The following is a 19,590-nucleotide window of genomic DNA, read 5'->3' on the forward strand; positions in this document are numbered from 1 at the left end:
ACTTAGGATCTGGTGCAGCAATGCGTGAAGGTTCAAGTCCTTTCATCCGCACCATTTTTGCTATTTCACCCCCCAAGCTCCAGGCTTAAAAAATACCCCGTATAAGAGCCGCTTTTTTTATGCTCCATAGCCACTTTTTTCACATTTCCCGTGCTGATGATTTTTCCCCCCTTGCTACCGCCCTCAGGCCCCATATCGATGATAAAATCCGCATTTTTAATCACATCCAAATTATGCTCAATCACAAAAACCGAATTCCCAAGCCCCACCAAGTGCTGCAGCACCACCACAAGCCTATCCACATCCTCAAAATGCAGTCCCGTAGTCGGTTCATCAAGGATATAAAGCGTCCTGCCCGTATCGCTACGACTGAGCTCTTTGGCCAGCTTTATCCTTTGCGCCTCCCCCCCGCTTAGAGTCGTGGCATTTTGCCCCAGAGTGAGATAGTCAAGCCCCACATTGACGAGGGTTTCAAGCTTCTGCTTGATTTTCGGCACGGGGGCAAAAAATTCCCGCGCCTCCAAGATGCTCATGCCCAGCACATCGGCTATGCTTTTGCCCCTGTATTTTATCTCCAAAGTCGCCTCATTGTAGCGCTTTCCCATGCAAGTATCGCAAACAACCATCACATCGGGCAGAAAATGCATTTCAATCTTCAGCTCCCCATCCCCGCTACATTTTTCACAACGCCCCCCCTTGACATTGAAAGAAAAGCGCCCCGCCTTATAGCCGCGCATTTTGGCCTCCTTCGTGGCGGCGAAGAGATTGCGAATTTCATCCATCGTGCCCGTGTAGGTGGCTGGATTTGAGCGGGGGGTGCGACCTATGGGGCTTTGATCGAGGTAGATGACCTTATCAAGCCGCTCCAGTCCCTCAAGCTTCACGCCGCTGAGTTTTTGAATTTTTTTCGCTCGGTTGAGGGCCTCTTTGGCAAAGGGCAGGAGGGTTTGCAGGATCAAAGAACTCTTCCCCGAGCCAGACACCCCCGTGATGGCGACTAAATTTTGCAGAGGAAAGGCGGCGTCTAGGTTTTTGATGTTATTGATGCTCACATTTTTGAGCTTCAACCAGTGCTTTTGGGGGCGATTTTTTTGGTGCGAAACGCTCTTTTTCCCGCTCATAAAAAGGGCGGTTTGCCCCTTGCTCTCAAGCAGGGCTTTAAAATTCCCAGCAAAAACGACCTCCCCGCCAAATTTCCCCGCCCGCGGCCCTATATCCACGATAAAATCCGCCGACTCAATGGTCTTTTTATCGTGCTCGACCACGATGAGGGTATTGCCCTTTTGCTGCAAATTGCGCAGGGTTTTGATGAGCTTTTGCGTGTCCCTCTCGTGCAGTCCGATGCTAGGCTCATCGAGCACATACATCACCCCGCTAAGCCCCGAGCCAATCTGCGAGGCGATGCGGATGCGCTGCGCCTCCCCCCCGCTAATGCTCCTCGCATCCCGTCCCAGACTCAAGTATCCAAGCCCCACATCAAAGAGAAAAAAAAGCCTTTCGTTGATTTCTTTTAAAATGGGCGTGGCGATGAGGGCTTCTTGCGGGGAAAGATGGGAGAAATTGTTTTCATTGGAGAAAAAATTCGCGCTATTTTCTATGCTCATGTCCAAAATTTCACCCAGCCCCTTGCCCGCGACCCTAACGGCTAAATTTTGCGGCCCCAAGCGATGCCCACCGCAGTTCTTGCAGGGCTTCTCGCTCATAAATTCAGCCAAGTCCTTCTCATCCTTTAGCATGTCGTAGGCGATCTTCACCACGCCCTCAAATTGGCGCTTCAGCCTGTGCCGCTTCCAAAAAAATTCCACCGCCTTAGCCGTGCCGTAGTGGATGAGCTTTTTTTGCTCTGCATCAAGCTCGGCGTAGGGAATTTTGGTCGGGATGTCGTTTTGCTCGCAAAAGGCAAGGAGAAATTTATAATAATAGCTTTTGTTAAAGCCATACATCACCCGCACGGCCCCGCCCTCAAGGCTTAAATTTTCATCGATGATTTTGCTCATGTCCAAAGTGTAGCGGATGCCCAGTCCGCCGCAGTCCTCACAGGCTCCTTTGGGGGAGTTGAAGGAAAAGCTTAAAGGCTCAAGCGGGGGGAAAGAAATTTTGCAGGCAAAACAAGCATTATGCTCGCTGTAATGATAATGCCGCTCAATGCCTAGCTCATCGGCGTTTAGCACCTCAATTTCCAGCGTCCCAAAGCTCTCCTCAAGCCCCCTTTCAATGTCGCCGCTCAACCGAGCCAGAAGATCCTTTTGGATTTCCAAGCGGTCGATGACGAGCTTGATGGTGTGCTTTTTGGTCTTGGAAAGCTCTATTTCTTCATCAAGTCGCACCAAAACCCCATCGATTTGCACCCGCACAAAGCCCTTTTGTCTCAAATTCTCAAGCAAATCCGCGTAAGAGCCCTTTTTTTCACGCACTAGTGGGGAGTAGATGATGATTTTAGCGCCCTCTGGGAGCTTTAAAATTTCATTCGTGATGTCGCCAACACTCATCGAGGAAATTTTTTCCCCGCATTGATGGCAGTGCTGGATGCCTATGCGCGCGTAAAGCAGGCGTAGATAATCGTAAATTTCAGTGATGGTCCCCACGGTGGAGCGAGGGTTTTTGGAGGTGGTTTTTTGATCGATGGCGATGGCGGGCGTGAGCCCTTCGATCTTGTCGACTTCAGGCTTGCCGACCCTGTCTAAAAACTGGCGCGCATAGGCGCTGAGGCTTTCTATGTAGCGTCTTTGCCCCTCGGCATAAAGCGTGCCAAAGGCTAGGGTGGATTTGCCCGAGCCTGAGAGCCCGGTGAAGACGATGAGCTTGTTTTTGGGGAGTTCTAGGTGGATGTTTTTGAGATTGTTTTCCCTGGCGCCGATGATTTTTATCGTGTCGTTCATTTTTTATCCTAAATTTTTAGTGGGGGTGGATTTTATCAAAATTGAGTGAAGCTAAAAATTTAAAGGATTTCTTTGCTGAGATACCGACTGAAATCATCGGCAAAAAGCGTTACGATGGTGGATTTTTCAACCCTCTCCGCAAGCTTCAAGCAGGCCCTCAGGCAGGCTCCGGATGAAATCCCCACCAAAAGCCCCTCATTTTTTATCGCCATCCTAAGCCCCTCATAGGCCTCCTCATCACTGATTTTTTCCACGCTATCGATGAGCTTTAAATTCATGGTGTTGGGGATGAAATTATTGCCGATGCCCTCGATGTTCATGCAGCCGCCCGTGCCACCTCCGATGATGGAGCCCACAGGATCGCAAAGCACGGCTTGAATTTTTTCATTTTGCTCCTTTAAAAATTTGACGATCCCGCTAAAACTCCCCCCGCTACCAGCGCCGCAGACGAAAAAATCAAGCCCCGGCAGGTCCGCATAAATTTCTCGAGCCGTATTTTCGTAGTGCGTTTTTGGATTTTCTGGATTTTCAAATTGATTGAGAGTGAGGGCGTTGGGATTAGCATCCAAAAGCTCCTTAGCCTTCGCGATAGCGCCCTGCATGCCCTCATCTTTGGGCGTGTTGATGACCTCAGCGCCCAAGCTACGCATGAGGGTTTGCTTTTCTATGGAGAATTTTTCTGGCACCACAAGCTGCACACGAAGCCCAAAATGTAAGGCCACAAAGGCTATGCCAAGCCCCATATTGCCAGCCGTGGGCTCAATGATGACGGAATTTTCATTCAAAGCGCCCTCGCGCCGTAATTTGCTCAAAATTTGAAAGGCGACGCGATCCTTGATGCCCCCGGCGGGATTTTGCGACTCCAATTTAGCAAAAATGCGGTTTTGGTTGGGAATTTTGATGCGCGAAAGTTCCACTAGGGGGGTGTTGCCTATGAGTTCGATACTTGAGTGGTAAAGCATTATTTTCTAGCCCTCTCAATGGCCCCCATCACATCATCCAGCAGATCCCTAGCATCCTCGATGCCCACAGAAAGCCGAATCAAACCATCACAAATTCCATTGGCCCTTCGTATGTGCTCGGGGATGGAGGCGTGAGTCATGCTAGCCGGATGGCAAAGCAGCGACTCCACCCCGCCCAGACTTTCGGCCAAAACGATGATTTTCGTGCTTTTGAGAAAAATTTTATGGTCATAATCCTCCTTCAAAACGAAGCTCAAAACCCCCCCCCCGCCTCCACGCGCCTGAGCCTTGTGCGTGGCGTAATCCTCGCTATCTTCTAAGCCGGGGTAATGAACCCTTTGCACGGCTTGGCATTGGCTGAGTTTTTGCGCTAAGAAGAGGGCGTTTTCGCAGTGTTTTTGCATCCTAAGTCCTAAAGTTTTCATCCCGCGAATGAGTAAAAAACTCTCAAATGGCGCTAAAATGGAGCCTATGGCGTTTTGCAAAAAGCCTATTTTTTGGGCTAAATTCTCATCATCGACCACCACAAGCCCCGCAATCAAATCGCTATGCCCACCCAGATACTTAGTCGCAGAGTGTAAGACTATATCGATGCCAAGCTCAAGCGGCCTTTGCAAATAGGGCGTCATGAAGGTATTATCCACGATGCTTAAGATGCCTTTTTTTTTACAAAGCGCGGCGACTTCTCTTAGGGGTGTTACTGTGAGGAGAGGATTGGCCGGGCTTTCGATCAAGACCGCCCTCACTTCCTCACTCAAAGCCGCCTCCAAAGCCTCCAAATTTCTCGTATCTACGATTTTATAATGCAGCTCAAACTGCGAAAAAACCTGAGCCAGAATTCTAAAGGTCCCCCCATAAACATTATGGGAAATCACCACGCTATCACCGCTTTTAAAAAGGCTCAAAATCGTGCCAATGGCCGCCATCCCTGAGGCAAAGGCAAAGCCGTATTTGCCCCCCTCGCACGCGGCTATGAGGCTTTCTATGCCGTCTCGGGTGGGGTTTTTTGTGCGTGAGTATTCATAGCCTGAGTGCTCTCCTAGGGCCCTTTGTGCGAAGGTTGAGGTTTGGTAGATGGGCACATTGACGGCTCCCGTTCTGGGGTCTGTCGTTTGCCCTCCGTGTATGAGTAGGGTGTCTGGGTGCATTTTAGTCCTTTTTATAAATTTGCAAATCGATGGCCTTGAGATTTTTAGCGGTGCAAAGGGCTGAGGTCATGGCGCCTGAGACATTGCTTGCTGTGCGCGCCATATCGACGATGGGATCTACGGCTAAAATCAAGCTTAAAAGCATGAAATTTTCTCCAAAGCCTATGCCCGCTAGCATGATGGAGGCTGCCATTGTCGCGCTGCCCGGGACCCCAGCGATGCCCAAAGAGCCCAAAACAGCCACCAAAACTATCATCAAAATGAAGCTAAAATCAAGCTCCACTCCCAGCACAGCCGCCACAAATACCGCCGCCATTGCGGGAAAATACCCCGCGCAACCGTTAAGCCCCGTGGTCGTGCTGATGGAGGCTACGAAATTTGCCACCGCTGAGGAAACCCCGAGCCTTTCTTGAAGGGTGGAGATGCTAAGGGGCAGGGTCGCCACACTGGAGCGGGAACTGAAGGCGAAAAGCCAAACGGGGAAGGCCTTTTTCGCGTAAGTGAGTGGGTTTAAGCCCTGAGAAAGTAGGAGGGCAAAATGCACCAGAAACATCAAAATCATCGCCGCGTAGGTGAGGATGATGAAGAGTCCTGCCGTTTTGATGGCCTCAAAGCCGTTGCTTAAAATCACATTAGCCATCATGCACACCACAGCATAAGGCATGAAACGAATGACGGCCGCGGTCATGTGCATCATGAGGCCGTAGAATGAGAGCACGAGATTTTTAAAGCTCTCAAAGGGCTTGGCGTATTCATCTTTTTTGCTGATATTTTTTGCGCAAATTCCAACAAAAAAAGCAAAAAGGACGATGGCGATGATGTTTTCCTTAGCCATGGCGTTGATGATGTTGCTGGGGATGAGATTTTTCAAAATGTCCGTAAAGCTTGAAATTTCCCTGATTTGTCGCGTCCCCTCAGTCTGGCCAAAGCCCTCTCCCAAGCCAAAACTCAGCGCCAAAAATACTCCGAGCATCGCCGCTAAAGCCGTGCTAAAGAGTATCCAAAACAAGCTCGTGCCTATGAGGGCTGTGATTTTCATGTCCTTGTCGATCTCTATGATCACCTTGATGATGCAGGCGAAAATGAGGGGGATGACGAGCATCTTGATGAAGGAGACGAAAACGCCGCTGAAAAATCCAAGCCAATGTTTGGCCTCGCCAAACCAAACGATGCTTTTTGCTTCATTGGCATCGGGATAGGCCGCCAAATGCTGCAAAATGAAACCCAAAAAAAGTCCCACAAAAAGGGCGAAGAGCATCCTTAGGGAGAAATTGATTTTTTTATCGCGCATCCTTTTGATGCAAAAAAATATCCCAAAAAGCACGGCGAAAATGATGAAAATTTGAGGACTGGAAAGTTTTAAAAAATGAGTGAAAAATTCTTGATTCATGGTGATCCTTTGGTGATTATAAAACGAAGGGTGTGGTTTGATAAACATAATAATTGAGCCAATTGGAAAAGATGGTCCCCGCATCCGAGCGCCAGTTGTATTTGATGCTGCCGTCATTTTTGTAGTAATTTTTGGGTCGTTTTATTTTGTGATTGAGTTGAAAATCTCTAATGTACTCGAGCTCTAAGGTTTCTCTAAAATACTCCAAATGCCCCAAAATAAACACATCTTGCCTGTCTCTAAGCATAGAAATTCCCACCTCATCGTTTCGCAGTAGGATTTGCAATTCTTTATTTCTTTTCAAGGCCTCCTCGTCGATGTGCGCATTCCTTGCGTGGGGCATTAAAACATGTTCGTTGAGATTGCTTAAAATCAAGTCTTGCTTGACCACCTCATGCTCAAAAACGCCAAAAGATTTTTCCCTCAAAGCATATTTTCCAATGCCGTAAAAATAATAAAGCGCCCCCATAGCCCCCCAGCAAATATACATCGTGCTGGTAACGCTTTGACGCAGAAAAGTGAAAATATCCTTAAGCTCATCCCAATACTTCACCTCTTCAAATTCCAAAAGCTCCACAGGCGCACCCGTAACGATGGCCCCGTCAAATTTTTTATCTTTGAAATTGTTGATCCCCTTATAAAATTTATCCAAGTGCTCCATGGGCGTATTCTTGCCCACATAGCTCTGAGTGGCGATGAGGGTGATGTTGATCTGCAAAGGAGAATTCGCCAGCAAGGATAAAAGCTGATTTTCTGTTTCTATCTTGGTCGGCATTAAATTTAAAATGACAATTTCTAAGGGGCGAATTTTTTGCGTATTCGCCCTTTGTGTGTCCATGATGAAAACATTATTTTTCAGGCTTTCAAAAGCGGGGATGTCCTTAGGGATGATCAGTGGCATCAAGCTTCTCCTAAGCCTCAATCGCTCGCTTCAAATCCTTTATCAAATCCTCCACATCCTCAAGCCCTATGCTAAGTCTTACCGTTTTTGGCGTGATTTGCGCTGAGTCGAGTTCCTTTTGACTGAGCTGGGAGTGCGTTGTGGAGTAGGGGTGTATGATGAGGGATTTGCTATCGCCTATGTTAGCGGTGATGGAGAAAAGCTCTAGGTTGTTGCAAATTTTCAAAGCCTGTTCCTCGCTTTTCGCCTCAAAGCTTAACAAACCACTGGCCAAACCATCTTTGAAATAAGTTTTCAAAAGCTTATTGTAAGGGTTTGAAGCAAGGCCCGGGTAACTCACCTCATCCACTTGGGGGTGCTTTTCTAAAAATTCGGCGATTTTTAAGGCGCTATCTGAGTGTTTTTTGATGCGCAGGTCCAAAGTTTCAAGCCCTTGCAGGATGATCCACGCATTCGTAGGAGAGATGCAGGCTCCCGTATTTCGCAGCCACTCAAGCAGGACCCGCGCGCAAAAATTCGGCAGGGGCAGCTGGCTATAAATCAGCCCGTGATAGCTCTCGTCTGGGGTGTTGAATTCTGGGTAGCGCGGATTGTCTTTGATCAACGCATTGAGTCCGTGGCGCTCTATGATCGCTCCGCCTAGGGCAGAACCTTGCCCGTTGATGTATTTTGTGAGGCTATAAACGACCACATCCACGCCAAAATCAAAAGAGCGGTGCAAGAAGGGGGTGGCGACTGTGTTATCGCAAATGCTGATGATTTTGTATTTTTGAGCAATTTGCGTGATGGTGCGGGTATCGGCTATGGAAATTTGGGGATTTGAAAGGCTTTCAAAGAAAATGGCCTTCGTCCTATCATCGATCAAATTTTCAAGTCCTTTCGCATTGTCAATGTCAAAAACCCTCCCCTCGATGCCAAAGCGCTTCAAAATGTGTGCCAGAAGGGTTTGAGAGCCTCCGTAAATTTTGTTAGAATAGATAATATTATCGCCCACAGAAGCCGTATTGACAAGGGTGTAAAACAAAGCCGAGGTGCCGCTTGCGGTGATGATGCTGCTAGCGCCGCCCTCGATGGCGTTGAGACGCTCTGCTAGCGCCTGTATGGTGGGGTTTGTAACGCGGGTGTAGATGTTGCCCAGCTCTTCAAGGGCGAAGCGTTTGCCTGCCTGCTCCAAATTTTCAAAGCTATAAGCCGTGCTTTGATAGATCGGGATGCTTAGGGTCCTTTGTCGGTCATACTCATAGCCTGCGTGCAGGGCTAGGGTGCTTGGGGTGAAGTTGTTGTGTGTTAAATTTGCCATAATAATTCCTTAAATCAATGCGTAATGAAATGTTTGAACTTGGGAAAAACCCTTGAAAACTTTAGTTTGATTGTAAATTTATGATAATGTTTAGAGTAGAAGTCAGGCGCACAAGGCGCACATTGGATAACATTTAAAAAAGTTGAGGAAAAATTTGCCGAGAGTTTCTTCAAACCGCACCATCTCATCTCCTTTTTTAAATTTCCCAAAATTGTAAGCAAAATAAGATTAAATTAGTCTTAATTACCCATGCAGTGCTCAAAAATAAAGCGATGCTCCTGTGGCAGCGCCTCAAACATCGCCCCCGCCAAGGCTCTAATCTCCCACAAAGCCGCCTTTGAACTGCGCAAAGAGAGGAAATTTTGCAAGCTTCTAGCATTAATGCTAAAGGTAAGCTCGGTTTTATAACTCTCAGGCAAGCAGTATTTGGCAAGGTCTAGGCTGATGCTCGTTTGCAAAATCGCGCGTAAATTCTCAAGCGCCCTAATGCTAGCATTATCCACCGCCTCATTGCCGCAAAATACCAAATAACGCCCAGCGCCCTCAAAGTCCCCCTCTCTAAATTCACCCTCGTTTCTCAGCTCCTTAAGCGTATAACGCGTGCTTTTGACGCTAAAACTCGCATGCCTATGGCGGGCTAATTCTTGCAAGCAGGCCCTTGAAATTTCTTGGATGTAAAAATTGTAATTCAAATGCTCCAAAGTGGAAGCGTGCTTGAATTTATTCCCCACCCTATCGATGAGCTCCTTGTCCTTCTCACCGCCGCAATCGCCCTTTTCAAAGCTCTGCCAACAGGTGCGCATCGCGTGAGAGCAAACAGAAAGCGGGGTGTGAAAAAGCAGGCTAACTCGCATTGTTTTCCTTAAATTTTTTCTTAAATTTTAGCCACTTTTTCTTTCCACTTTGTAATTTTGCTAAAAAAATTCCTCTTCTTCAGCGCCTGTTCTAGGGGCCTGATGTTTTCCAAAAGGGCGAGTTTTTGCCTCTTGATGGAGTTAAGACTCAAATCCAGCCACTGTAAATAAAGCCTTATCATGGCTAGAATTTTTTCCCGTTTTTCCTCCTCGCTTGAGGGCTTGAAGACAAAAATCCGCATGAACTCCAACTCAAATTCGTGCAAACTTGGACGCAAAACCTCCAGCAAGGCCCCGTTTTTGAGGATATTTTCCTTAAGCGCATCCAGCTTACCGCTTAAAATTTTCAAGGCCTCAAATTCTAAATTTTCAAGCTCCAAATTCGCAAAAAGCTCCCCAAGTTCGGCCTGCATTGCCTCGCACTTTCTCACCGCTAAATACACCTTAGCATAGGCCTTCAAAAGCCATTCGCTTTGCTTTTCATCCTCCGCCACCTCCAAAAACGGCAGGGGTTTTGCAATTTCCCCACCCAAAAGCTCCGCACAGCACTCAGCAAAGGGCTTTTCAACCGCCCCTTGTATCCTCACACCACCCTCCGTGGCGTTGTAAATTTTTATCCCTTCTTTTTGGGCCCTAGCGATGAAAAGCTCTAAAATTTGCTTAAAAAGCAGCCAAAGGCCATGCGTTCGCACCCAGCCCTCACCCCCGTAAGCTAGGGTTTTGATAGCCCTTTCCCCACTTTCAAAATCCGCTCTATGAAGATAATCCTTAGGATGCGAATTTCCCTCTTCATCAAAGGCCAAATCCTGTCCGATGAAGATGATGTTTTTAAATTCCAGCGCGCAGGCTAGCTCAAAGGCCATATGCGCCACACTGATGCAGTCTGTCGCGTAGCCAAAATCCTTAAAATCGCAATAATAAGCAAAGTCGTAATTGCGCGGCACGAGCATGTAGGATCGTCCCGTTTTTTCAAGGTAAGCAAGGGCGTTAGGATGCACCACAGCCGCACAGATGAAAAGCACCCCCGCGTCCATTTCTTTAAAGTCGTTGTTGAAAAATTCTGCCGTAAAATCCGTCCGCTCCACCATGAAAACAAAATCCGCCCTCACCCCTGCCCTTGCGAGGATGGCATAGGCGCTATCAGCGGAGAAAATGAGCGCCCTCTCCTGCACCTCCCTCAAAAGCGGAATTTGCTTGGTGAGGCTAGGACCTGTGCTAACGATGATGACCGTTTCATAGCGCTTTTTGTAGGCTTTTGTGAGGCTTTTGAGGCTAGGGTGGGTGAGCATTTTGGGGAGGTTGTGGGTGAAATTTTCAAGCCCCATCAGGGCATCATCAATGTCGTTTCCAAAGCGCAGGGTGCTTTTGTAAAACGCCTCAGTAAGAGCCTTATCAAGCCTTGCAAAATCCTCGCTAAATTTTTCATAAAACGCACACGAAAATTCCAAGCGGTAAATTTTAGCGAAGACATTAAGCCCCTCACAAAGTGCGTCCAAATCATCATTTGAAAGATTTGCCGGGTGAAAACAAAGCCTCTTTTCTCCAAGCTCCTTAGAAAAATCTAAAAGATGCAAGATGTGCCATAAAATTTCAAGCTCTTTTTCAAAAACGACGATGACTTTGTGGATGGGGTTTTGAAAGAGGATTTTGAGTAAGATCCCATTCCCCACGCCGTAAAAAAACAGCACGGGGTAAAGGGAGAATTTTTGCTGGTAAAAGCTGGCCTTGCTTTGGATTTCGCGCAAGGGATTTGCGTAGAGTTTACCCCCCCCCCCCCGCACTTGTAGATTGATATCAAGCGGATCGCTTCCGCAAAGTAATGCGTGATTTAGGCCCTGAATTTGCCCAAGCTCCGCCCTTAAGGCCTCGTTTTCAATCATCCTTAAATTCGTCTTGAAAATCGCTTTTTGCTGGGGACTGAATGGCATGGTATTTCCTTAAAAATTGTGCGGCGATTTTACTCAAAATAATAAAACGAAAACTTTTTATCGTTATAATCTCAAAAAAATTTAAGGCCTAAATTGCATGCAAGCGACCAAATTTATCTTCATAACGGGCGGCGTTTTAAGCTCTCTTGGCAAGGGCATCGCCGCTGCCTCCATCGCCACGCTTTTAAAAAATTCCAAGCTCAAGGTGAGCATTTTAAAGGCCGATCCCTACATCAATGTGGATCCTGGCACCATGAGTCCCTTTGAGCATGGCGAGGTTTTCGTTACAGAGGACGGGGCCGAGACGGACTTGGATTTGGGGCATTATGAGAGATTTTTGGACGAAAATTTAAGCCAAATCAACAACTTCACCACGGGCAGGGTTTATCAAAGCGTGATCGAAAAAGAAAGGCGCGGCGAGTATCTTGGCAAGACGATACAGGTCATACCGCACATCGTGGGGGAGATTAAGGAGCGCATCAAGAGGGCGGGTGAGGGCAGAGACATTTTGATCGTAGAAATCGGCGGCACCGTGGGTGATATAGAGGGTTTGCCCTTTTTGGAGGCCATCCGCGCCCTGCGTTTGGAGGTGGGTAAAAACGAAGCGATGAACATCCACCTCACCCTCGTGCCGCTCATCAAGGCCACAGGCGAACTCAAAACCAAGCCCACCCAGCACAGCGTGGGAGAGCTAAGGCGCATCGGCATCAGCCCTGACATGATCATTTGTCGCAGTGAAAAGCCGCTGGATAGAGATTTGAAAGACAAAATCGCCATCGCTTGCGGGGTGGAGCGCAACTGCGTCATTGAAAGCGTGGATGCGGCCAGCATTTATCAAATCCCCCTGAATTTTTTGAAGCAGGACATTCTAACGCCCATTTGCACGGCCTTAGGGCTTAAAAATTTAAGGCCCGATATGAAAAACTGGGACAGTCTGGTCAAGCGCGTCATCGCACCCAGCCATGAGGTCAAAATCGCCTTTGTGGGCAAGTATGTGGATTTGAAAGAGAGCTACAAAAGCCTCACCGAGGCCCTCATCCACGCCGGAGCCGCACTGGATACGCGCGTGAATATCGCGTGGATGGATAGCGAAAAGCTTGAAAGCTCAGATCTCGATACGAGCCTTAGGGATGTGGATGGCATTTTGGTAGCGGGCGGCTTTGGATGTCGGGGCGTGGAGGGGAAGATCAGAGCCATCACCCACGCGAGGGAGCGCAAAATCCCGTTTTTAGGTATTTGTTTGGGGATGCAGCTTGTTTTGGTGGAATTTGCGAGGAGGGTTTTGGGGCTTGAGGACGCGCATTCTAGCGAATTTGACGCGGGGACGAAAAACCCAGTCGTCTACCTCATCGATGCGTTCATTGATAGCAGCGGCAAAAAGCAGATCCGCACCGCCAAAACGCCGCTTGGAGGCACGATGCGGCTTGGTTCTTACGAATGCAAAATCAAAGACAAAACCCTGCTTTCTCAAATTTACGGGGGCAAAAAAAGCATCAAAGAGCGCCATCGCCATCGCTACGAGGCCAATCCAAAATTCCGCAAAGACTACGAGAGTAGGGGGCTTGTGGTGAGCGGGGAGAGCGAGGGGCTCATCGAGGCGGTGGAGCTTGCGGGGCATCCCTTTTTTCTAGCCGTGCAGTTTCATCCCGAATTTACCTCCAGACTCGAGCGGGTCAATCCTGTGATATTTTCCTTCATCAAGGCAGCCGGTGAAGCCCATCAATAAACGCATCTTGCAAGAAATTCTCGCCGCGCGCTTTGAAAATGACCAGCACAAGAGGCTTTGCGACCTGCCTCATCCCAGCGCCCTTAAAGACAGCTACAAGGCCGCTCACCGCATCAAAGAGGCTCTTGAGAAAAATCAAAAAATCGTCATCGTGGGCGATTATGATGTGGATGGGATCATTTCCTGCGTCATTGTGAGTGAATTTTTTGATGATTTGAGTTTTGACTACGAGGTGAAAATTCCTAACCGCTTCAAGGACGGCTACGGCTTAAGCACCGAGCTCATCGAGGAGCTGGATGCGGATTTGATCCTCACGGTGGATAATGGCATCGCGGCTCTGGATGCGGCCAAACTCTGCAAGGAAAGGGGGATCGATCTCATCATCACAGATCATCACACGCCCCTTGCCACCCTGCCTCAGGCCTATGCCATCATCAATCCCAAGCAAGAAAGCGATGGCTTCCCTGACATTGAAATTTGCGGCGCGCAGGTGGCTTGGTATCTGCTTGCTGCCCTGAAAGAGGTCTGCAAACTCAAATACGACCTGAGTAAATTCATCGAGCTTTTGGCCATCGCCATCATCGCGGATATGATGGAGCTTAGAGACCTGAATAGGGCCTTGGTGCGGCGGGGCATCGAGCGCATCAACCAATCCAAAAGAGCGGCCTTTAGGGCGATCAAGCAGCACTATCAAAAGGACAAATTCGCCATCGATAACATCGGCTTCCTCATCGCCCCCCTCATCAACAGCGCGGGCAGGATGGACGATGCGAACCTCTCCTATCGCTTTTTGCGCACGAAAAATTTAAGCGAGGCCCTGGGCTATTTGGAGCAGATTGCTAGCTTTAACGAAAGCCGCAAGGACGAGGAGAGGCAGCTTTTTGAGGAGTCCTTAAAGCAAGCCAACGCGCTAGGGCCCTGCATCATCGCTAGCGGCGAGGGCTGGCATGAGGGGGTGCTTGGCATCGTGGCCAGTCGCTTAGCAAAGCATTTTAAAAAGCCCTCTTTTGTCTTTTCTCAAAGTGAAAACAGGCTCAAGGGTAGCGCCAGAAGCGTGGGCAAAATCGACATTTTAAATTTAATCACCAAGGCTAGCACTTGTTTGCAAAACTACGGCGGACACAAGGGCGCGGCGGGGCTTAGCTTGGAGCTTGATCAATTTGAAGCCCTGCAGGAAATTTTGCAGACAGAGGGGGGAAGGATACCGGCGGAGGATTTTTTGGATAGTGATGAAATTTTGGGCGTTTTGGAGCCTGAGGATGTGGATTTTCAACTGCTTGAGCTTTTGGAAAATTTTGAGCCCTTCGGGCATAAAAACCCGCGCCCTTTTTTTGTCCTTGAGAATTTGAGGGTTAAAAACAAAAGGCTTTTGGGTAAGGAAGAAAAGCATTTGAAGCTTATTTTGACGAAAAAAAATAAGGTCGTTGAGGCCTTGTTTTTTCATTTTGACAAGGAGCCGCAGGTGGATGAGTGCATCAGTCTTGTGGGGAGCATTTCTAAAAATGAATTCCGAGGCCTCGTAACCCCGCAGCTCATCGTTAGAGAAATTCTCTAATGCAGACCCGTGCGAAAATCGCGATCCTAGCCACAGGCGGGACCATCGCAGGCCTTGCGCCCAGTGCGGTGGCCACGACGGGCTATGAGGCGGGGAGGCTTGGTGTGGAGGCCTTGATGGAGGCTGCGGTGGGGATCGAGCGCCTGGCGGACATCCAGGGGCGACAGATCGCTAATATCGACAGCGCCAATATGCGCGATGCGATTTGGCTAAGGCTTGCTGCAGAAATTCCAAAGCTCTTCGCAGAGGGTGTTGATGGCATCGTCATCACTCATGGCACGGATACGATGGAAGAAACGGCTTATTTTCTGCATTTAACCCTCAAAAGCGACAAGCCTGTGGTTTTGACCGGGGCCATGCGTCCAAGCACGGCGATGGGTGCTGATGGTCCCAAAAATCTCTACAACGCCGTAGCCCTCGCAGCGCACAAGGATGCCAGGGGCGTGATGATAGCGATGAATGATAGAATTTTAAGCGCCAGGGGGGCGACCAAGGTGCATTCTTTGAATGTCGATGCCTTCAGCTCATGCGAGAATTTGGGCTACATCGTGGACGGGAGGGTGCATTTTGGCGAAAAATGCGCCAAAATCCCCCCCTTTGATGTGAGCGCGCTCAGGACCCTGCCGCAGGTTGACATCATTTACACCTACTCAAACGATGGCAGCGGGGTGGCGGCACGGGCCTTTTTTGAAAACGGCACGAGGGGCATTGTCGTGGCAGGAAGCGGTGCGGGTAGCATCCACGAGGACTCAAAAAGCGTCTTAAAAACCCTGATGCGAGAGGGCTTGAGGGTGGTGGTAAGCTCCCGAGTGGCGGATGCTCGCGTGGTTTTGAGCGAGGAGGATGTGAGGCTGGGCTTTGTGGGTGCTGGGGATTTGAACCCGCAAAAGGCGAGAATTTTACTCATGCTAGCCCTCACAAAAACGAAGGATGTGGAAAAAATTAGGGAGTATTTTTTAAAATGCTAAAACGAGGCCTTTGGATCCTACCCCTTCATAAATTCATTGCAGATTGGGATTAGGTAGGGTTATTGAGGAGGGCTGTGGGTTTGGGGTGTTGATTTCATTAAGAAATTCCAAGGTCTGGGCTAGCTCAAAGCTTTCTTCAGGACTTTGCGTGAGGAATTTTTGCATAAAATCTTTCTTCGTAACCGCCTCATCGAGCTCTTTATCGCTGCCCCTTTGATAGGCCCCGATGCGAAGCAGGACCTCATTTTCTTTCAAAAGGGCATTCAGGCGCTTGAATTTCATAGCGCTCATCTTGTGCGCGGGGTCTATGATGTCGTTCATTACCCTCGAGGCGGAGTTTTGGATATTGATGGGTGGGTAAATTCCAAAGTCGGTCAGCTCCCTGCTTAGCACGATGTGCCCATCCAGTATCGAGCGGCTCTGATCGGCGATGGGATCGCTCATATCATCCCCATCGACTAGCACTGTAAAAAAGGCCGTGATCGTCCCCTTGCCCTCCTCTTTGCCCGCGCGCTCCATGAGCTGGGGCAGTAGGCTTAGCACACTTGGCGGATAGCCCTTAGTCGTGGGCGGCTCACCGAGGGCTAGGCCGATCTCCCTCTGTGCCATCGCAAAACGCGTAACGCTATCCATGATGAAAAGCACATCTCGCCCCTGCTCCTTAAAATACTCCGCCACGCTCATCGCGCAAAAAGCGCCATATTTGCGCATGAGGGCACTGTCATCGCTTGTGGCTACGATGATGACGGTGTTTTCTAGTTTGCCGCCGAGATTTTTTTGGATGAATTCAGGGATTTCACGCCCCCGCTCGCCGATGAGGGCTACGACCTTGACGGGGGCCTTGGAATTTTTTACGATCATCCCCATCAGTGTGGATTTCCCCACGCCACTACCCGCAAAAATTCCTAGTTTCTGCCCCACGCCGCAGGTTAGCAGGGCGTCGATGCTCTTGACCCCCACGGGGAAAATTTCCTCGATCAAACCCCGCTTCATCGCATCGATGGGGGGGCGCATTATGGGCATGAATTTGACGGGCTCGATGCCGCCCTTGCCGTCCTTTGGGTTCATGAAGGGATCCACCACGCGCCCCAAAAGCGCATCGCTGACGCCGATTTGCATCCCCGCATCGCTGATGAAGGCTCTATCATTTACCTTAAAGCCCTCGATGAAGGAAAAGGGGCTGAGGTAGCTGAATTTTTCCTTAATCGAAACGACCATGGCGAGGGTTTGTAAATTTTCATTGTCGTTAGAGACCAAGCGCACGATGTCGCCGATGCTGGTTTTAAGCCCTGAAATTTCTATGCTCGTGGCGGAAATTTTTGTGATTTCTCCAAAGGTGGCGCTTAAATTTTCCTTGCCGAGCTTTGAGCGAAGTTTTTCAAGACTCATCAAAAACGCGCCCCCTTGGGGGAGTTGATGAGGGAGAAAAATTCCCTGCGCGTTTTTTCGTTTTTGAGGAAGAGTCCCCGCAGGGCTGAGGTGGAGGTGGTGGAGTTGACCTTTTGCACCCCGCGCATTTCCACGCACAAGTGCCGCGCTTGGATGACCACGCCCACGCCTTTTGCGCCGACATTGTCCATGAGGGCCTGGGCGATTTGCTCGGTGAGCTGCTCTTGGATTTGTAATCTTCTTGAAAAAATTTCCACAAGGCGGGGGATTTTAGAAAGCCCCACGACTTTTTTGTCAGGGATGTAGGCACAATGCACCCGTCCAAAAAAGGGTAAAAGATGATGCTCGCAAAGGCTGTAAAATTCTATATCGCGCACTAAAATCATTTCGTTGTTTGAGCTTTCAAAGAGGGCGCCGTTGAGGATTTGGCCAGCGTCTTGGCCGTAGCCGCTGGTTAAAAATTCATAGGCCCTAAAAACGCGGGCGGGAGTTTTGGCAAGACCCTCGCGGGCGGGATTTTCGCCGATGATTTTAAGCATCGTTTTGACGCAAGTTTCGAATCGATTTTGCACGCGCACTCCGAAAGTTGATTTTTGGGCATTTTATCATAAATGAATTTAATGTTTGTGCAAGTGATTAAGGAAAAATTGCTACAATCCTTACTTAAAATTTTTAGCTAAGGAACGATGATGGAAGTGAAAACAGAGCTGCTCGATCTCATCAATGCGAGCGCTAGCGTTAAAATTTCTCCACAAGCGATAAAAAATGAAATGGAAAAGCTCGCAAAAAAGGCCTCCAAAACCATGAGGATGGACGGCTTTCGTCCGGGCAAGGTGCCCGTGAGTGCGGTGCTTAAGCGCTATGAGAAGGAGCTGGGTAATGATGCGGAGCAAAATCTCCTCAAAAGCGCGGTGGATAGTGCTTTGAAGGCTTTGAAAAGGGAGGCGAGAGAGCTTGTGGGTGAGCCGTATTTTGAGAGCTTTGAGAGAAAGGATGGGGAGATTGCGGCTGTGTTTGTGCTTTCGTTCAAGCCTGAATTCAATCTTGACGGCTATGAAAAATGCATCCCAGAATACAGCATTCCAGAAGCGGATGAGGGGGAGATTGATGCCAAAAAACAGGAGCTTTTGAGGCGATTTGCAAGCACGGAGCCCATTGGGTCAAAAAGGGCTCTGAAGGAGGGGGATTTTGCTAAATTTGACTTTGAGGGCTTTGTCGATGGTAAGGCTTTTGATGGAGGCAGGGCTGAAAATTATGTCCTAGAAATAGGCTCAAAGCAGTTCATACCGGGCTTTGAGGAGGGTATGGTGGGGCTTGTGCCCGGAGAGGAAAGGGAGATCAATGTAAGCTTTCCTAAGGACTACGCAGCGGCGCATTTGGCGGGGAAGGATGCGGTTTTTAGGGTGAAACTGCACGAAATTGAGACGCTTAAAATCCCCGAGCTTGACGAGACCCTGCTCAAAAAAATCCTGCCCAAAGAAGAAAAGCCCAGCCTTGAGCTTTTGGAGGGGAATTTAAGGGAGCAAATCAAAAACGAAAAGCTTTTCAAGCTTGTCAATGAGGAGCTTAAGGCTAAATTCGCCGATGCGCTTTTGGAGAATTTTGATTTTGATCTGCCAAGGGGTATTGTGGAGCAGGAGACGGACATGCAGTTTGGGCAAGCTTTCAGCACCCTTAGCGAGGATGAAAAAAAGGAGCTTGGCGGCGATGAGGAAAAATACAAGGCCAAAAGAGAAAGCTTCAAGGATGAGGCGATAAAGAGCGTGAAGCTCACCTTCATCATCGATGCCTTGGCTAAGATGCGCGCGCTGGATGTGAGCGATCAGGAGCTCGTTCAGGCGGTGTATTTTGAGGCTTATCGTTACGGTTTTAATCCCAAGGAGCATTTGGAAAACTATAAAAAGCGCGGCACCTTACCGGCGGTGAAAATGGCCCTGCTTGAGGAAAAGCTCTTCAAGGATATTTTCATGCCAAGGCCCGAAAAAGAAGCCAAAAAGGAGGCCTAATGTATATCCCCTATGTCATCGAAAAAACCAGTCGCGGAGAGCGCAGCTATGATATTTACTCAAGGCTTTTGAAGGATCGCATCATCATGCTAAGCGGCGAGATCAATGACGAGGTCGCCGCATCCATCGTGGCGCAGCTTTTGTTTTTGGAGGCAGAAGATCCGCAAAAGGACATTTATCTTTACATCAACTCGCCCGGCGGGGTCATCACCAGCGGCTTTAGCATCTATGATACGATGAATTATATCAAGCCCGATGTTTGCACCATCTGCATAGGGCAGGCCGCTTCGATGGGGGCCTTTTTGCTCAGTTGCGGCGCGACGGATAAGCGCTTCGCCCTGCCCAATTCTCGCATTATGATCCACCAGCCTCTAGGAGGAGCGAGGGGGCAGGCTAGTGATATTGAAATCCAAGCTAAGGAAATTTTAAGACTAAAGGGCATACTCAACGAAATTTTAGCCAAAAACACAGGGCAAAAAATCGCCAAAATCGCCAAGGACACCGAGAGGGATTTTTTCATGAGTGCGCTTGAGGCTAAAGAATACGGGCTTATCGATAAGGTCCTGGGAAAGAGCTTCAAATAG

General features: G+C 48.8%; 15 protein-coding genes. 5 read left to right on the forward strand and 10 right to left on the reverse strand.

Translation table 11 applies throughout. The features are described from left to right. Window positions 1-65: 65 nt before the first annotated feature. The 8 genes from uvrA to Q4A73_RS04205 all read right to left on the reverse strand — a co-directional run bounded on the left by uvrA (window position 66) and on the right by Q4A73_RS04205 (window position 11,362). Window positions 66-2,879 (reverse strand): excinuclease ABC subunit UvrA, encoded by a 2,814-nt coding sequence (gene uvrA / locus Q4A73_RS04170; RefSeq protein WP_303206183.1) that lies wholly within the window; start codon window positions 2,877-2,879, stop codon window positions 66-68. A 59-nt stretch (window positions 2,880-2,938) separates the two neighbouring features. Further along, on the reverse strand, window positions 2,939-3,841 hold the full coding sequence (locus tag Q4A73_RS04175; protein WP_303206184.1) for a cysteine synthase family protein: 903 nt from the start codon (window positions 3,839-3,841) through the stop codon (window positions 2,939-2,941). Then, window positions 3,841-4,989 (reverse strand): PLP-dependent aspartate aminotransferase family protein, encoded by a 1,149-nt coding sequence (locus Q4A73_RS04180; RefSeq protein WP_303206185.1) that lies wholly within the window; start codon window positions 4,987-4,989, stop codon window positions 3,841-3,843. The genes Q4A73_RS04175 and Q4A73_RS04180 overlap by 1 nt, the downstream gene beginning before the upstream one ends. A gap of 1 nt (window position 4,990) precedes the next feature. Beyond that, window positions 4,991-6,379: a cation:dicarboxylase symporter family transporter gene (locus Q4A73_RS04185; protein ID WP_303206186.1), complete on the reverse strand. Its 1,389-nt coding sequence runs from the start codon at window positions 6,377-6,379 to the stop codon at window positions 4,991-4,993. A gap of 16 nt (window positions 6,380-6,395) precedes the next feature. Further along, entirely contained in the window at window positions 6,396-7,280 is an 885-nt protein-coding gene (metA, locus tag Q4A73_RS04190) for a homoserine O-succinyltransferase (protein WP_303206187.1), read from the reverse strand. Between the two features lie 10 nt (window positions 7,281-7,290). Beyond that, window positions 7,291-8,580, reverse strand: a complete 1,290-nt coding sequence (locus Q4A73_RS04195; protein WP_303206188.1) for an aminotransferase class I/II-fold pyridoxal phosphate-dependent enzyme — start codon at window positions 8,578-8,580, stop codon at window positions 7,291-7,293. Window positions 8,581-8,819: 239 nt separating this feature from the next. Beyond that, a complete protein-coding gene (gene thyX, locus Q4A73_RS04200; RefSeq protein ID WP_303206189.1) occupies window positions 8,820-9,434 on the reverse strand; it encodes an FAD-dependent thymidylate synthase in 615 nt (204 codons plus the stop codon). A gap of 20 nt (window positions 9,435-9,454) precedes the next feature. After that, window positions 9,455-11,362, reverse strand: coding sequence for a motility associated factor glycosyltransferase family protein (locus tag Q4A73_RS04205; RefSeq protein WP_303206190.1), 1,908 nt, complete (start codon window positions 11,360-11,362; stop codon window positions 9,455-9,457). A 97-nt stretch (window positions 11,363-11,459) separates the two neighbouring features. Here Q4A73_RS04205 and Q4A73_RS04210 point away from each other — a divergent pair, with 97 nt between their 5' ends. Genes Q4A73_RS04210 through Q4A73_RS04220 form a run of 3 tightly spaced genes read left to right on the forward strand, consistent with a single transcriptional unit; the run spans window position 11,460 to window position 15,611 of the window. Continuing rightward, entirely contained in the window at window positions 11,460-13,088 is a 1,629-nt protein-coding gene (locus Q4A73_RS04210) for a CTP synthase (RefSeq protein WP_303206191.1), read from the forward strand. Beyond that, window positions 13,072-14,643, forward strand: coding sequence for a single-stranded-DNA-specific exonuclease RecJ (gene recJ / locus Q4A73_RS04215; protein WP_303206192.1), 1,572 nt, complete (start codon window positions 13,072-13,074; stop codon window positions 14,641-14,643). The genes Q4A73_RS04210 and recJ overlap by 17 nt, the downstream gene beginning before the upstream one ends. Further along, on the forward strand, window positions 14,643-15,611 hold the full coding sequence (locus Q4A73_RS04220) for an asparaginase (protein ID WP_303206193.1): 969 nt from the start codon (window positions 14,643-14,645) through the stop codon (window positions 15,609-15,611). Before recJ ends, Q4A73_RS04220 begins: the two co-directional genes overlap by 1 nt. Before the next feature lie 33 nt (window positions 15,612-15,644). Here the strand turns inward: Q4A73_RS04220 and fliI are convergent, their stop codons facing one another. Further along, window positions 15,645-17,000, reverse strand: coding sequence for a flagellar protein export ATPase FliI (fliI, locus tag Q4A73_RS04225; protein WP_303206194.1), 1,356 nt, complete (start codon window positions 16,998-17,000; stop codon window positions 15,645-15,647). Continuing rightward, complete coding sequence (gene folE / locus Q4A73_RS04230; RefSeq protein WP_303206195.1) at window positions 17,000-17,572, reverse strand: GTP cyclohydrolase I FolE; 573 nt, start codon at window positions 17,570-17,572, stop codon at window positions 17,000-17,002. Before folE ends, fliI begins: the two co-directional genes overlap by 1 nt. Before the next feature lie 117 nt (window positions 17,573-17,689). Here folE and tig point away from each other — a divergent pair, with 117 nt between their 5' ends. Both tig and clpP read left to right on the forward strand, forming a co-directional pair. Beyond that, complete coding sequence (gene tig / locus Q4A73_RS04235; RefSeq protein ID WP_303206196.1) at window positions 17,690-19,006, forward strand: trigger factor; 1,317 nt, start codon at window positions 17,690-17,692, stop codon at window positions 19,004-19,006. Beyond that, window positions 19,006-19,590: an ATP-dependent Clp endopeptidase proteolytic subunit ClpP gene (clpP, locus tag Q4A73_RS04240; RefSeq protein WP_303206197.1), complete on the forward strand. Its 585-nt coding sequence runs from the start codon at window positions 19,006-19,008 to the stop codon at window positions 19,588-19,590. Before tig ends, clpP begins: the two co-directional genes overlap by 1 nt.

Source organism: Campylobacter sp. (assembly GCF_030528245.1).
Taxonomy (GTDB): domain Bacteria; phylum Campylobacterota; class Campylobacteria; order Campylobacterales; family Campylobacteraceae; genus Campylobacter_D.

Excerpts from the sequence above, each read along its gene's own strand:
- uvrA (WP_303206183.1), bottom strand. The coding sequence starts at position 2,879 with ATGAACGACACGATAAAAATCATCGGCGCCAGGGAAAACAATCTCAAA.
- Q4A73_RS04175 (WP_303206184.1), bottom strand. The coding sequence starts at position 3,841 with ATGCTTTACCACTCAAGTATCGAACTCATAGGCAACACCCCCCTAGTG.
- Q4A73_RS04180 (WP_303206185.1), bottom strand. The coding sequence starts at position 4,989 with ATGCACCCAGACACCCTACTCATACACGGAGGGCAAACGACAGACCCC.
- Q4A73_RS04185 (WP_303206186.1), bottom strand. The coding sequence starts at position 6,379 with ATGAATCAAGAATTTTTCACTCATTTTTTAAAACTTTCCAGTCCTCAA.
- metA (WP_303206187.1), bottom strand. The coding sequence starts at position 7,280 with ATGCCACTGATCATCCCTAAGGACATCCCCGCTTTTGAAAGCCTGAAA.
- Q4A73_RS04195 (WP_303206188.1), bottom strand. The coding sequence starts at position 8,580 with ATGGCAAATTTAACACACAACAACTTCACCCCAAGCACCCTAGCCCTG.
- thyX (WP_303206189.1), bottom strand. The coding sequence starts at position 9,434 with ATGCGAGTTAGCCTGCTTTTTCACACCCCGCTTTCTGTTTGCTCTCAC.
- Q4A73_RS04205 (WP_303206190.1), bottom strand. The coding sequence starts at position 11,362 with ATGCCATTCAGTCCCCAGCAAAAAGCGATTTTCAAGACGAATTTAAGG.
- Q4A73_RS04210 (WP_303206191.1), top strand. The coding sequence starts at position 11,460 with ATGCAAGCGACCAAATTTATCTTCATAACGGGCGGCGTTTTAAGCTCT.
- Q4A73_RS04220 (WP_303206193.1), top strand. The coding sequence starts at position 14,643 with ATGCAGACCCGTGCGAAAATCGCGATCCTAGCCACAGGCGGGACCATC.
- fliI (WP_303206194.1), bottom strand. The coding sequence starts at position 17,000 with ATGAGTCTTGAAAAACTTCGCTCAAAGCTCGGCAAGGAAAATTTAAGC.
- tig (WP_303206196.1), top strand. The coding sequence starts at position 17,690 with ATGGAAGTGAAAACAGAGCTGCTCGATCTCATCAATGCGAGCGCTAGC.
- clpP (WP_303206197.1), top strand. The coding sequence starts at position 19,006 with ATGTATATCCCCTATGTCATCGAAAAAACCAGTCGCGGAGAGCGCAGC.